General features: G+C 66.4%; 18 protein-coding genes. 13 read left to right on the forward strand and 5 right to left on the reverse strand.

Going from position 1 to position 13203, the window contains the following annotated elements; genetic code table 11:
- Positions 1-41 precede the first annotated feature (41 nt).
- A complete protein-coding gene (locus OEZ49_RS03015; protein ID WP_263386935.1) occupies positions 42-449 on the forward strand; it encodes a universal stress protein in 408 nt (135 codons plus the stop codon).
- A gap of 205 nt (positions 450-654) precedes the next feature.
- Positions 655-1089 carry an NYN domain-containing protein gene (locus tag OEZ49_RS03020; RefSeq protein ID WP_263386936.1) on the forward strand — a complete coding sequence of 145 codons (435 nt, stop codon included), beginning with the start codon at positions 655-657 and terminating at the stop codon, positions 1087-1089.
- A gap of 3 nt (positions 1090-1092) precedes the next feature.
- On the opposite strand, the gene OEZ49_RS03025 is transcribed toward OEZ49_RS03020, so the two are convergent.
- The 3 genes from OEZ49_RS03025 to phnF are packed head-to-tail and all read right to left on the reverse strand — an operon-like array spanning position 1093 to position 3140.
- Entirely contained in the window at positions 1093-1584 is a 492-nt protein-coding gene (locus tag OEZ49_RS03025; protein ID WP_263386937.1) for a HugZ family pyridoxamine 5'-phosphate oxidase, read from the reverse strand.
- Positions 1581-2372, reverse strand: coding sequence for a formate/nitrite transporter family protein (locus OEZ49_RS03030; RefSeq protein WP_263386938.1), 792 nt, complete (start codon positions 2370-2372; stop codon positions 1581-1583). Before OEZ49_RS03030 ends, OEZ49_RS03025 begins: the two co-directional genes overlap by 4 nt.
- 57 nt (positions 2373-2429) lie before the next feature.
- Positions 2430-3140 (reverse strand): phosphonate metabolism transcriptional regulator PhnF, encoded by a 711-nt coding sequence (gene phnF, locus OEZ49_RS03035; protein ID WP_263386939.1) that lies wholly within the window; start codon positions 3138-3140, stop codon positions 2430-2432.
- A gap of 103 nt (positions 3141-3243) precedes the next feature.
- Between phnF and phnG the strand changes: the two genes are divergently transcribed.
- From phnG to OEZ49_RS03075, 8 genes are all read left to right on the forward strand, one after another.
- Positions 3244-3699, forward strand: coding sequence for a phosphonate C-P lyase system protein PhnG (gene phnG, locus OEZ49_RS03040; protein ID WP_263386940.1), 456 nt, complete (start codon positions 3244-3246; stop codon positions 3697-3699).
- Complete coding sequence (gene phnH / locus OEZ49_RS03045; RefSeq protein ID WP_263386941.1) at positions 3699-4274, forward strand: phosphonate C-P lyase system protein PhnH; 576 nt, start codon at positions 3699-3701, stop codon at positions 4272-4274. The genes phnG and phnH overlap by 1 nt, the downstream gene beginning before the upstream one ends.
- 3 nt (positions 4275-4277) lie before the next feature.
- Positions 4278-5369, forward strand: a complete 1092-nt coding sequence (locus OEZ49_RS03050) for a carbon-phosphorus lyase complex subunit PhnI (protein WP_263386942.1) — start codon at positions 4278-4280, stop codon at positions 5367-5369.
- Complete coding sequence (locus OEZ49_RS03055) at positions 5366-6211, forward strand: EamA family transporter (protein WP_263386943.1); 846 nt, start codon at positions 5366-5368, stop codon at positions 6209-6211. The genes OEZ49_RS03050 and OEZ49_RS03055 overlap by 4 nt, the downstream gene beginning before the upstream one ends.
- 3 nt (positions 6212-6214) lie before the next feature.
- Positions 6215-7045: an alpha-D-ribose 1-methylphosphonate 5-phosphate C-P-lyase PhnJ gene (locus OEZ49_RS03060; RefSeq protein WP_263386944.1), complete on the forward strand. Its 831-nt coding sequence runs from the start codon at positions 6215-6217 to the stop codon at positions 7043-7045.
- Positions 7046-7130: 85 nt separating this feature from the next.
- Complete coding sequence (phnK, locus tag OEZ49_RS03065; protein ID WP_263386945.1) at positions 7131-7901, forward strand: phosphonate C-P lyase system protein PhnK; 771 nt, start codon at positions 7131-7133, stop codon at positions 7899-7901.
- 67 nt (positions 7902-7968) lie between these two features.
- On the forward strand, positions 7969-8652 hold the full coding sequence (gene phnL / locus OEZ49_RS03070; protein ID WP_263386946.1) for a phosphonate C-P lyase system protein PhnL: 684 nt from the start codon (positions 7969-7971) through the stop codon (positions 8650-8652).
- The gene (locus OEZ49_RS03075; RefSeq protein WP_263386947.1) at positions 8649-9197 is read left to right on the forward strand and encodes a phosphonate metabolism protein/1,5-bisphosphokinase (PRPP-forming) PhnN; all 549 of its coding nucleotides are present in this window, start codon (positions 8649-8651) and stop codon (positions 9195-9197) included. Before phnL ends, OEZ49_RS03075 begins: the two co-directional genes overlap by 4 nt.
- Here OEZ49_RS03075 and OEZ49_RS03080 read toward each other — a convergent pair.
- Entirely contained in the window at positions 9179-9862 is a 684-nt protein-coding gene (locus OEZ49_RS03080; RefSeq protein WP_263386948.1) for a DUF1045 domain-containing protein, read from the reverse strand. The two genes, OEZ49_RS03075 and OEZ49_RS03080, sit on opposite strands and share 19 nt — an antisense overlap.
- A 53-nt stretch (positions 9863-9915) precedes the next feature.
- Between OEZ49_RS03080 and OEZ49_RS03085 the strand changes: the two genes are divergently transcribed.
- On the forward strand, positions 9916-11058 hold the full coding sequence (locus OEZ49_RS03085; RefSeq protein ID WP_263386949.1) for an alpha-D-ribose 1-methylphosphonate 5-triphosphate diphosphatase: 1143 nt from the start codon (positions 9916-9918) through the stop codon (positions 11056-11058).
- Positions 11059-11147: 89 nt separating this feature from the next.
- On the opposite strand, the gene OEZ49_RS03090 is transcribed toward OEZ49_RS03085, so the two are convergent.
- Positions 11148-11579: an excalibur calcium-binding domain-containing protein gene (locus OEZ49_RS03090; protein WP_263386950.1), complete on the reverse strand. Its 432-nt coding sequence runs from the start codon at positions 11577-11579 to the stop codon at positions 11148-11150.
- A gap of 175 nt (positions 11580-11754) precedes the next feature.
- On the opposite strand from OEZ49_RS03090, the gene OEZ49_RS03095 reads away from it, so the two are divergent.
- Positions 11755-12003 carry a hypothetical protein gene (locus OEZ49_RS03095; protein WP_263386951.1) on the forward strand — a complete coding sequence of 83 codons (249 nt, stop codon included), beginning with the start codon at positions 11755-11757 and terminating at the stop codon, positions 12001-12003.
- 156 nt (positions 12004-12159) lie between these two features.
- Positions 12160-13191 (forward strand): D-cysteine desulfhydrase family protein, encoded by a 1032-nt coding sequence (locus OEZ49_RS03100; RefSeq protein ID WP_263386952.1) that lies wholly within the window; start codon positions 12160-12162, stop codon positions 13189-13191.
- The last annotated feature ends 12 nt before the right edge of the window (positions 13192-13203 follow it).

The following is a 13203-nucleotide window of genomic DNA, read 5'->3' on the forward strand; positions in this document are numbered from 1 at the left end:
GGCACGGCATTCTGCGCCTATCCCTAACGGAGGCGCGAACCATGTATCACAATATACTCGTCCCCATTTCGTTCGATTCCGAGCGCGACATCTCAGCCCCGCTGAAGCTGGCCAAAATGCTGGCCACGCCTGAGGCGCGGATCACGCTGTTGCATGTGGTCGAGCATATCCCGGCCTATGCGATCTCGTATATGCCGCCCGACTATCTGGCCGAGGCGCGCAAGGCGCTGAAGGGCGAGCTGGACAAGCTGGCCGCCGATCTGCCCAACGCAGCCGGTGTGCTGATCGAGGGGCATTCGGGCCGCTCGATCCTGGACTGGGCCGAGACCAACAAGCCCGATCTGATCATCATTTCGTCGCACCGGCCGGGCATGCAGGATCTGCTGCTGGGATCCACTGCGGCGCAGGTCGTCCGCCATGCGCAATGCGCAGTGCATGTGGTGCGCTGAATTCACCTAGGGTCACTGTCGATATTGCCATAAGAGACTGAATAAGCGATACGATCAACCTATGGTCGTGTCGCTTGTGATTCTTTTGGTTTCCCTCGGTCTGTTCACTTGGTCTGTCCTGAGTAGCGGTCCCGTCTTCTCCCTTGCTTTGCTCTTGTCGGCTGTCGGCTTTGTGGCCAGCTTTCTGCTGCTTGTGCGGATCAGAATGCGGCCCCCGGCGAAATGGATCGTCGTCGATGGGTCCAATGTGATGTTCTGGCGCGAGGATACCCCCCAGTTGCAGACAGTCCAGCAGTGCATCGAGGCGCTGGTCATGCATGGCTGGACCCCGGTCGTGTGGTTCGACGCGAATGTCGGTTACCAGGTCGGGTCGCGCTATATGGGGCCGCGGGCACTGTCGCGGGCGCTGCGCTATCCAGCGGCCCGTATCAAGGTGGCGCCCAAGGGCACGCCGGCCGATCCGCTGCTGATCGCAGAGGCCCGGCAACGGGGCGCGCGCATCGTCACCAACGACCGTTACCGCGACTGGGCCGAGGCCCATCCTCAGGTTCGCAACCCCGACCTGTTCCTGCGCGGCACTGCCTCGTTCGATGGGGTCATCCTGCGGGTCGAGGACGAGCATCTGCGCCGCCGCGCCTGACGGTTACCGCCGCTCGCCCGAAAGGTCGTTGCCCGTCAGCCGCACCGCCTTGCCGAAGCCCGCGTTCAGCAGCCCGTCGAGGATGGCAAAGCGGACAAATCGGAAATCGCCGAAATCGGCATAAAGCCCCGCCTTGGGCCGCAGGTCCAAATAGCGGGCGCGCAGCGCGTCATGCTCGGGCGTGCCGCGCGCGATCGGTTGTGCGAAGCAGTGCAGGGTCAGGCGCGGATGGGTCAACGGGTCGCCCTTGGCGCCCGGCTCCCCGATCAGCAGGGCGCAGGTGGGGGTCGCCTCCAAAGCGGCGGTATGGGCGGCCAGGGATGAGATCAGCGAGACAGGCATGCCCTGCGCATCGGTGGCCAGCGCGATGCGGCTGACCGAAGGGGTCATGCCGCCCGGTTGCAGCACCGCCAGCGCGGCGTGCCGCGCGGCGTCGATCAGGGCGCGGGCCTGGGCGCGGGTTTCGGCATCGGCGGGCAGATAGGGGTCGGTCATAATGGGCTCTGACGCAGATAGGCAAAGCGATAGGCCAGCGCCACACCGCCCGCCCCGCCCAGGATATTGCCCAGCGTGACCCAGAGCAGGTTCGCCAGCGCTGCGCCGAATGTCACCTCGGCCCCGGCCAGCATGCCTTGCGGGATCAGGTACATATTGGCCACCGAGTGTTCCAGTCCCAGCAGGACGAACCCCGAGATCGGCCAGAGGATGGCCAGGATCTTGCCCGCAGCAGTCCGCGCGGCAAAGGTCAGCCAGACCGCAAGGCAGACCAGCGCGTTGCACAGCACCCCGCGCATGAAGGCCGCGCCGGGGTCCAGCGCCGCCTTGCCGTGCGCGATGGCCTGCGCGGTGTCGCCCATCGGCCCGTCCAGGAGGTCCGTCAGGCCAAAAGCCAGCGCCAGCCCCACGGACCCCACCAGATTACCCAGATAGACCAAGCCCCAATTGCGCAACAGTGCGGACAGGGTGATCCGCCGGTCCACCGCCGCCATCACCATCAGCGCGTTGCCGGTGAACAGCTCGGCGCCACCGACGATGACCAGGATCAGCCCCAGTGAGAACACCACCCCGCCCAGGAAGCGTGCCGGACCAAAGCCCGCATCCGCGCCGGTCATCACCATCGTATAGGCCGCGCCGCCAAAGCCGATGAAAACCCCCGCAAGCACCGCAAGCGTCAGGGTCTGGCCGACGCCAAGACCGGCCTTGGCCACGCCTGCGGTTTCCACCAGGCGGGCGATTTCGGCGGGTTTATAGGCGTCGAGCCCGGTGGGGTTGGTTTCGCTCATATCCGGAGCCTAGCCATGGTCGCGCCGTCTGTACATTGATGCCGATCAAAGGGCGGCTCAGTCCTCGCCCACGGTCAGCGTCACCCGGTCACCGGCAAACCAGGTGCGGCCGTATTCCACCGGCCGGCCTTCGGGGTCCACATTCACGCCGGTCGTATGGAGCAGCGGCGCGCCCTCGTTCAGGCGCAGGTGCAATGCCTGTGTCGCGGTGGCGGGCCGGGCGGTGAGTCGGGTCCAGACCCGGGTGAAATCCGCCACCCCCATGCGTTGCAGGGCGGCGGTGACGGATCGGGTCTCGGTCAGCGCCTCGGGCAGGCCCGGAAAACGGTCGGCGGGAAACACGCTCTGGAACACGGCGATGGGCTGGCCGTCGGCCAGCGACAGTCCGTCATAGACATGCACCTGCGCGCCGGGCGGCAGGCCCAGCGCCTCGGCCTCTGTCGCGTCTGCGGTGCGGGTCAGCAGGGTCAGGATGCGTTTGCCCGGAATGCGGCCCCCGGCGGCGATATTCTTGTGAAACCGCACCCGTTTGCCGATGGCGTAATCGGTGGGCCGGGCGGCGACAAAGACACCGGCGCCGCGCCGCGCATGCACCAGCCCCTGTTCGGCGAGATCGGCCAGTGCCCGGCGCACCGTGTGCCGGTTGACGCCATGGGTCGCGGCCAGCTGCGCCTCGGTCGGCAGCTGGTCGCCTTCGCAATAACGCCCCTCGGCGATGTCTTCGGTCAGGCTCAGCGCGATGGTCTTCCAGACGGGGCTGCGGCTCATGTCATCAAAACTTCATCACTGCGTGGATTGCGGGATGGGGGGCAACCCGCTAATATTTGTCTAGTTGTATAGTGAATGTAGACAACCCGGCCAAGAGGCTTTTATGGCAGATCAAGAGAAAGAGACGGCGGCGCGGCAGGGCTGGATGGGCCTCTTGGCCCGCGCGCCCGAGGCGGCGCTGATGGCGCTCTGGGACCGGGTCGAGGAGCGCCCCGCCTATGACTGGCTGCGCGCGCCCGAGACCGGCGGCGTGATGGTACGCGGCCGCGCCGGTGGCACCGGCGCCCCCTTCAACCTGGGCGAGATGACCGTGACGCGCTGCGCCCTCGCATTGGCGGATGGCACGGTGGGGCACGCCTATGTGCAGGGCCGTTCGCGGGCCAAGGCCGAGGCGGCGGCGCTGATCGACGCGCTGATGCAGACCGAGGCCGCCGAACGTATCCGCGCCCTGGTACTGGACCCATTGGCCGCCCAGATGGCCGAGCGCGCCGAAACCCGCGCGGCCCGGGCCGCCGCCACCAAGGTCGAGTTCTTCACGCTGGTCAGGGGAGAGGATTGATGGACGGATCGAGCCTTTATGCCGGTGGCTTTCGCGACGCGCCTGTCGATGCGGCACATGCCTTTCGCGCCGCGATGACCGCCATGGCGCGGCCGGGTGACATCCGCAGGATCGTGGGGGCCACGCCACCCGCGCCTTTGTCTGGAGCGGCAGGTACGCTGTTGCTGACGCTCTGCGACCCGGAAACGCGGGTGCATCTGGGTGGGGCGGCGGACAATGATGCGGTACGCCAGTGGCTGAGCTTTCACACAGGTGCGCCGCTTTGTGACGCCGGTGAGGCCGATTTCGCGCTGGGCAGCTGGGCCGACCTGATGCCGCTGTCGCGCTACCGGATCGGCACGCCGGAATATCCCGACCGTTCAGCGACTTTGATCGTTGAATGCGAAACACTGGAGAACGTGGGCGCGGTGCTGAGCGGTCCGGGTATCCGCGACACGGCGCGCCTGTCGTTGCCGGACGCGGGCGCGTTGCAGGGCAACGCGATGCTTTACCCGCTGGGCTGCGATTTTTTCTTCACCTGTGGCGACCGGGTTGCGGCCCTGCCGCGCAGCACCACCATCCGCGCGGAGGACTAGGCCATGTATGTTGCCGTCAAAGGGGGCGAACGCGCCATCGAGAACGCCCATGCCTGGCTGGCCGAGGAGCGGCGGGGTGACCCTGAGGTCGCCGAGCTGTCCCTCGCCCAGATCCGCGAACAATTGAGCCTGGCGGTCAACCGGGTGATGGCCGAGGGCTCGCTCTATGACCCCGACCTGGCCGCGCTGGCGATCAAGCAGGCGCGCGGCGACCTGATCGAGGCGATCTTTCTGATCCGCGCCTATCGCACCACCCTGCCGCGCTTTGGCGCAAGCCGCGCGGTCGATACCGGCGCGATGGCCTGCGATCGGCGCATCTCGGCGACGTTCAAGGACGCGCCGGGCGGGCAGGTTCTGGGGCCGACCTTCGACTACACCCATCGCCTGTTGGATTTCAAACTGGCCGCCGAGGGCGCGGTGCCGCCCGCACCAAGCGCGCCGCCGCGTCGCGAGCCAACGCCGCATATCACCGAGTTCCTGGGGCAAGAGGGGCTGATCCAGTCCGAACCCGAAAGCGAGGTCGCGCCGCGCGATCTGACCCGCGAACCGCTGGAATTTCCCGCCGACCGCGCCCTGCGCCTGCAATCGCTGGCGCGCGGGGATGAGGGGTTTGTGCTGGGCATGGCCTATTCCACCCAGCGCGGCTATGCCCGCAACCATGCCTTTGTCGGCGAGCTGCGCATCGGGCGGGTCACGGTCGAGATGGAGATCCCTGAACTGGGTTTTGCCATCGAGATCGGCGAGGTCGAGCTGACCGAATGCGAGACGGTCAACCAGTTCAAGGGCTCCAAGACCGAACCGCCGCAGTTCACGCGCGGCTATGGGCTGGTGTTCGGCCAGTCCGAACGCAAGGCAATCTCCATGGCGCTGGTCGACCGCGCCCTGCGCTGGCAGGAGCTGGGCGAGGACAATCTGGGCGCCCCGGCGCAGGACGAGGAATTTGTGCTCAGCCATTGCGACAATATCCAGGCCACCGGGTTTCTGGAGCATATCAAGTTGCCCCATTACGTCGATTTCCAGTCGGAACTGGAACTGGTGCGCAAACTGCGCCGCGAGGCGGAAGAGCGCATCGCGCATCGGGAGGCGGCGGAATGAGCGGTTTTGTCTTTCTGGTGGTGATGCTGGCGGCGCTGCTGCACGCCACATGGAACGCGCTGGTCAAGGGTGGTTCGGACAAGAGCGCCGCGATGACGGCGGTGGTGATGGGGCAGGGCCTGTCGGGGCTGCTGCTCCTGCCCTTTGCGCCGCCGCTCGACTGGTCTTGCTGGCCCTATCTTCTGGCGGGCATCGGGCTGCACCTGGGCTATCAGCTGTTCCTGATCCAGGCCTACAAGATCGGTGACCTGACCCAGGTCTACCCCATTGCGCGCGGCGCTTCGCCTTTGCTGGTGGCGCTGGGAACGGCACTGTTCTTTGGCGTGACGTTCAGCCAGACCGAGATGCTGGCGATGGCGATGATCTCGGTCGGGATCGCCTCGATCGCGCTGGTGCGGCGGGCGGATGGCAATTTCAACATGGCCGCCGCTGGGCTGGCGCTGATCACCGGGCTGTTCATCGCCGCCTATTCCATTGTCGACGGGCAGGGCGCGCGCATCGCGGGAACAGCGCTGGGCTTTTTCGGCACGCTGACAGCGGCGAATGCGCTGGGTTTTGCGCTGGTGGCGCGGGTCGCGCGGCCGGGGCTCTTGCGGCGGGCGGCCAGCCTTTGGCGGCTGGCGATCCTTGGCGGCGCCGCCTCGTTCACCGCATATGTGCTGGTGGTCTGGGCCTTTACCCAGGCGCCCATCGCGCTGGTCACCGCGCTGCGTGAATGTTCCATCGTCTTTGCGCTGATCATCGGCGTTACTTTCCTCAACGAAAGGCTCGACCTGAAAAAGGTCGCCTCGACCGCGCTGACCCTTGCTGGCGCGATCCTTCTGCGCATGAGCCGGAGCTAACCCATGTCTGACTATAACTTCGCCTATCTTGATGAGCAGACCAAGCGGATGATCCGCCGCGCCATCCTCAAGGGGCTGGCGGTACCGGGATATCAGGTGCCCTTTGCCAGCCGCGAGATGCCGATGCCCTATGGCTGGGGCACCGGCGGCGTGCAGGTTTCGGCCGCGACACTGACGCCCGAGGACCGGCTGAAGGTGATCGACCAGGGCGCCGACGACACCACCAACGCGGTGTCGATCCGCAAGTTCTTTGAACGCACGGCCGGGGTGGCCACGACCGAGGCGACGCAGGAGGCAACGGTGATCCAGACCCGGCACCGCATCCCCGAGGCGGGGCTGACCGAGGATCAGATCCTGGTCTATCAGGTGCCGATCCCGGAACCGCTGCGGTTTCTGGAACCGCGCGAGACCGAGACACGCAAGATGCACAGCCTTCAGGAATACGGGCTGATGCATGTGAAGCTTTACGAAGACATCAGCCAGCATGGCGCGATCTCGACCGCCTATGCCTATCCGGTGCGGGTGGCCGATCGCTATGTGATGGATCCCAGCCCGATCCCCAAGTTCGATAATCCAAAGATGGAGATGGCGGCGATCCAGCTCTTTGGCGCCGGGCGCGAACAGCGCATCTATGCGGTACCGCCCTACACCCGCGTCGTCAGCCTAGATTTCGAAGACTACCCGTTCGAGGCCACGAAGGCCGATCACGCCTGCGACCTCTGCGGGGCCGGGGACAGCTATCTGGACGAGGTGATCATGGACGATGCGGGAAACCGGATGTTCGTCTGCTCCGACACCGATTACTGCCGCACACGCAGCGAGGCGGCGGCATGAGCGCATCGGTCGGAACGGGGGAAAAAATTTCCACGAAATTTTTTGGACAGGATTTTTTCAAAATCCTGGGCGCGGGAGGTGAGCGATGAGCCCTTTGTTGCGGGTCGCGGGGATCGAGAAGCGCTATGGCGCGCGGATCGGCTGCACCGATGTGAGCTTCGATCTCTATCCCGGCGAGGTGATGGGGATCGTGGGCGAAAGCGGCTCGGGCAAGTCGACGCTGCTCAACTGTCTGGCCGGGCATCTGGCGCCCGATGCGGGGCGGGTGATTTTTGACACCCGCCATATGGGACCGGTGGATACGGTCACCATGTCGGAACCCGAGCGGCGGATGCTGTCTCGCACCGACTGGGCCTTTGTCCACCAGCATGCCCGCGACGGGCTGCGCATGTCGGTGTCGGCGGGCGGCAATATCGGCGAGCGGCTGATGGCGGTGGGGGATCGGCACTATGGCCGCATCCGCGCGGCCGCGCTCGACTGGCTGGACCGCGTCGAGATCGACGGCGCCCGGATCGACGACCGGCCTTCGGCCTTTTCCGGCGGTATGCAGCAGCGCTTGCAGATTGCGCGCAACCTGGTGACAGGACCGCGGCTGGTGTTCATGGACGAGCCCACCGGAGGCCTTGACGTGAGCGTGCAGGCGCGTCTTCTCGACCTCTTGCGCGGGCTGGTGCGGCGGATGGGGCTGAGCGCCATCATCGTCACCCACGATCTGGCGGTGGTGCGGTTGTTGGCTGACCGGTTGATGGTGATGAAGGATGGGCGTGTGGTCGAGAGCGGGTTGACCGATCAGGTGCTGGACGATCCGCAGCATGGCTATACGCAACTGCTGGTGTCGAGTGTGTTGCAGGTCTGAGGGGGCGCCGCCCCCGCGCCTTTGGCGCTCCCCCGGAGTATTTTGGGCGAAATGAAAGGGATTTGGGATGATCGACATCCGTGACGTGAGCAAGAGTTTCACCCTGCACAATCAGGGCGGCGCGGTGATCCGGGTGATGGAGGGGGCATCGCTGCATGTGGCGCCCGGCGATTGCGTGGCGCTGACCGGTGCGTCAGGGGCGGGTAAATCTACCCTGATGCGGGTGATCTATGGCAATTACCTGGCGGCCTCGGGCTCTGTACTCGTGGGCGGGCTGGATGTGGCCCGGGCCGAGCCGCGCGAGATCCTGCGATTGAGGCGCGAAGTGCTGGGCTATGTCAGCCAGTTCCTGCGGGTGGTGCCACGTGTGCCGACCGTCGAGGTGGTGGCCGAACCGCTTCTGGCGCTGGGGGTCGATCCCGACACGGCGCGGGCGCGGGCCGAGGCCTTGCTGGGCCGCCTCAACATTCCCGAGCGGCTCTGGTCGCTGAGCCCGACCACCTTTTCGGGGGGCGAGCAGCAGCGGGTGAACATCGCGCGCGGCTTTGCCCATGCCTATCCGGCGATGTTGCTGGACGAGCCTACGGCGAGTCTGGACGCAGAAAACCGGACGGTGGTGTTGGAGCTGATCGAGGAGGCCAAGGCGCGCGGCGCCGCCATCGTCGGCATCTTTCACGATGTCGAGGCGCGGATGCGGGTCTGCGACCGGGTGGTCGATGTCTCGGGTTTTACGCCGGGGGCGGCGGCATGAGGCAGGTGCCGGTGATCGCGGTGGTGGGGCCATCCGGCGTGGGCAAGGACAGCGTCATGGCAGCGCTTGCCGCGCGCGACCCGGGGTTGCACCTGATCCGCCGGGTGATCAGCCGACCGGAAGAGGCGGGTGGCGAGCCGTTTACCGGTGTCTCGCAACAAACCTTCGACGCGATGCGCGCGGCGGGCGGTTTTGCCCTGAGCTGGCAGGCGCATGGGCTGAGCTATTGCATTCCGATGCCCTCGGACGTCGAACGGGCACGGGCGCGGGCGTTGCTGGTCAACTTGTCGCGCGGCGTGCTCTTGCGCGCGCAGGAGGTGTTTCGCCCCTTTACAGTGCTGTCCCTGACAGCGCGGCCCGAGGTGCTGGCAGCGCGGCTGGCCGCGCGCGGGCGCGAGGATGCGGCAGGTCAGGCGCAACGGCTGGGGCGCGCCGGCATGGCCCTGCCCGAGGGGCTGCGCCGGGTCGTTACGGTCGACAACTCCGGCCCGCTCGACCGGACGGTCGAGGCGGTTCTGACCCATCTTCAGCGGGAAAGCGCGTAGCGATGGATCAGGTGAAACCGGCCATCGCCGGCCTCGCCCACCAGGGCCAGATCGGCGAGCGTGAAGGGCACCGGCAACAAAGGCCCGAGGCGGTCCTGCAACAGGGCCTGCGCCCGCGCCAGCATGTCCTCGTCCAGCCGTCCGGTCAGGGTGATGTGAAAACGGAACTGGTCGAGCACGTAAGGATAACCCCAGCGGGTCAGATGCGCGTCCTGCGCCGGGGTGAGCCGGGCGGCGCGGCGGCGCGCCAGCTCCTGCGGCGTAGCGGGGGCGCGAAACGGGTCCAGTTCGGTGATACAGGCCGCTGCCAGCGCGTTCAGCTCGGTCAGTTCCCCCACCGGGCGCAGGGCGAGGAAGCGGCCCAGCCGGGCAATCTCCAGCCCCGCCAGCGTCACCGCCGGGCGGCGGGCGGCAAGCGCCGCGCAGGCCCGGTGCAGCGCGTCGGCATCCTGCCCCCCGGTCAGGCGAAACGGCGGTTTCATCGTGGCATGCAGCCCGTATTTGCGCGGCGTTGCGGTCAGTGCGGCCACATTCAGCCCGGTGCTCTCGGGATGCGCCAGCTCCTGCCCGGTCTCGACATCCCAGCCCAGCCAGGCGGCGCCAAACCGTGCCCATGCCTCGGACGCGGGCGGCAGGAAATAGATCGCGTATCGCAGGAATGTCACATTGGCCTCCTATGTCGTGGCCTTCACCCATGCCTCAACCAGATGAAGTTCAGATGACAGATGAAATGATCCTTGCCAATGCCACGCTGGTTCTGCCCGGCGAGACCGTGACCGGCAGCCTGCGGGTGGTGGACGGAACCATCGCCGAAATCGCCCAGGGCGCGCGCGTGCCCGCGGGTGCCGTCGATTGCGGCGGCGATATGCTGGCGCCAGGGCTGGTGGAGCTGCATACAGACAATCTTGAACGCCATATCCAGCCACGCCCCAAGGTCGACTGGCCGCATGCCGCCGCCATCCTGGCCCATGACGCGGAACTGGCCAGTACCGGCATCACCACGGTGTTCGATGCGATGCGGGTGGGCTCGATCCCCTCGGGCGCCGGGCGCTACCTGAGATACGCCCGCAGCCTGTCGCGCGAGCTGTGGCAATTGCGCGAGGCGGAGGCGCTGAAGATCAGCCATTTCCTGCATCTGCGGGCCGAGGTCTGTTCGGAAACCCTGGTCGAGGAGCTGAACGAGTTCACGCCTGGGGACCGGGTTGGTCTGGTCTCGCTGATGGATCACACGCCGGGCCAGCGGCAGTTCCGCGACATGGCCAAGCTTGAAACCTATATGAAGGGCAGGAATGCGATGGATGACGACACGTTCCTGCAACATGTCAGCCATCTCAGGATGCTGCGCGACCGCAATGGCGACCGGCACGAGGCCGAGACGGTCAAGGCCGCCGCGCGGCTGGGGTCGGTGCTGGCCAGCCATGACGACACGACGCCCGAACAGGTGGCGCTGTCGGCGGGTCACGGCATCCGGTTGGCCGAGTTTCCCACCACGATCGAGGCGGCCGAGGCCTGCCATGCCCATGGCATCAAGGTGATCATGGGGGCGCCGAACCTGATCCGGGGCAGGTCGCATTCCGGCAACGTGGCGGCACAGGATCTGGCCGAACGCGGACTGCTCGACATCCTCAGCTCGGATTACGTGCCTTCGGCGTTGCTCTTTTCGGCTGTGCGGCTGGGCGAGATCTGGGGCGATCTGGCCCGGGGACTGGCCACGGTGACACGGACACCCGCCCACGCGGTGGGGCTGCACGACCGGGGCGAGATCGCGCCGGGGCTGCGGGCCGACCTGATCCGGTTCCGGATGCGCGAAGGGGTGCCGGCGCTGCAATCGGTCTGGTCGCGCGGCCAGCGGGTCGCCTGAGCGTTCCGGGCAAAGCGAAGCGGCGCCGACCGATCAGGCAAAGCGAAGCGGCGCCGACCCATCAAGCAAAGCGAAGCGGCGCCAACCGGTCAGGGCCGGACGAATTTCGCGGCACCCGGCTGTTGGCGGGACGGTGTGTCGCTGGCCGGGGTCATAGCCGCCAGGGCAGGCGCGGCATCGCAGGCGATGCCATCCAGATCAGTATCGTTCCGGGCATGATAGCCCGGCCCGCCAACCTGAGACGGCGCAAGGCCGACGGAATGCGCCACCTCGCACCCGGCCAGCGCCGCCAGATGCCGCAACGCAAGCTCGGGCTCATAGGGGCTGGTGCGGATGAAAACCCCCAGCGCGGTGGTCGCGGTCAGCACCGGGATCGAGGCCAGAAGCATCACGATCCGCAGTGGCGACAGCGCCCGCGCCCGGGTCCGTTCGGCGCGTTTCTGGCGACGCGACGGGGCTTGCTGGGCCGGTTCGGCCAACTCGGGATAGAGCGCTTGGCGGAGGGCTTGCAATTCGGACATGGCCCAAGGGTGACGCTTGAATGTGGCGGCGTAATGGCGAACTTTTGGATGAGTCTTGCAAGGTTTGTAATATATTGAAAATAATAATTTTATTTATTTTCAGGAGGCACTTGCGCGCAACCGGAACCTCCCCATTTACCATTCGGTTTCAACCCACGCTCAAAGGAGCACCCCAATGCGCGGCTTTTTCCTTGCTGCAACCCTGCTCGTCGCTACCCCGGCCCTTGCCGACGAGGTCACCGGCACCATTCTGGCCTATGATCGCGTGGACGGTCTGATCGTTCTCGACGACAAGACGGTCTGGTCGCTGGAATTCGTGGCCGAGGTGCCCGAGGGGCTCGTTTCGGGTGACGAGGTACATATCGTCTATGAAACCGCGGGCGAGGACGGGATCACCAAGATCTCGGCGATCCACCGCAAGTAGCCATGGATACATACTCGTCCCATCCCCCTTTCATTGGCGCGGGGGCATGTGAATCTGCTGAATCTGTTGGCTTTGCGCGGGGTACAGCGGTAACCTGAGGCCAGGATAACAGGCTGCCCGGACCGTTTTGGCCGCTGCCTTGGGTGGACAATCGACATGAAGGCAGCCACCGAAGTAACCGAGAGCCTCGCGCGTTTTCCGCGCGCCACGCTGATGTCGGGCGCAACCCCGGTCGAACGGCTCGACCGTTTGTCCAACCTGCTGGACATCGATCTCTGGATGAAGCGCGACGATCTGACCGGGCTGAGCTTCGGGGGCAACAAGACCCGGCAACTGGAATTCTACTTTGGCGACGCGCTGGCCCAAGGGGTCGACACGGTTCTGATCACCGGCGCGGTGCAGTCGAATTTCGTGCGCGCCGCGGCGGCCGCGGCGGCGCGGCTCGGGATGCGGGCGATCCTGCAACTGGAAGAGCGGGTGCCCGGCATGGGCGATCTCTACCACAGCTCCGGCAACGTGCTGCTGGCCCGGATCCTTGGCGCCGAGCATATCCGCTTTCCCGTGGGCGAGGACGAGAGCGGCGCCGATGCCGCCCTGCACCGGCGGGCCGAGACGCTGCGGGCGGAAGGGCACAAACCCTATGTCATCCATCTTGGTTCCGATCATTCGCCGCTGGGCGCGCTGGGCTATGTCGCCGGGGGCGCCGAGCTGCTCGGGCAGATGGATGATTTCGACGCCGCCGTGGTGCCCTCTGGCAGCGGCTCCACCCATGCCGGTTTCCTGACCGGCCTGCGCCTTGCCGGTCACGCGGCGCCGGTTTACGGCATCTGTGTGCGCCGCGACGCCGACCAGCAACACCGGCGTATCGAGACCGTGCTGACCCGACTTGCCGGCCTCATGGAGTTCGCCCCGGCGCGCGTGCTGGGCGGGATTAGCCTGTGGGATGACGCGCTTGCGCCGGGTTACGGTCGTATCGGCGAGACCACGCAAGAGGCGCTGACCCTGATGGCGCGGACCGAAGGCGTGTTCCTCGACCCGGTCTATACCGCCAAGACCTTTGCCGGGCTGCTCGGCCTGCTGCGCCAGGGCATCATCGGCAAAGGGCAAAAGGTCGTGCTGCTGCACACCGGCGGCCAGGCGGCCCTTTTTGCCTATCAGGAAGAGCTGGATACCTTGCTGGATCGCTGAGCACGCACGGCG

The sequence above is a fragment of the Ruegeria marisflavi genome (assembly GCF_025673445.1).
Taxonomy (GTDB): Bacteria; Pseudomonadota; Alphaproteobacteria; order Rhodobacterales; family Rhodobacteraceae; genus Ruegeria_B; species Ruegeria_B marisflavi.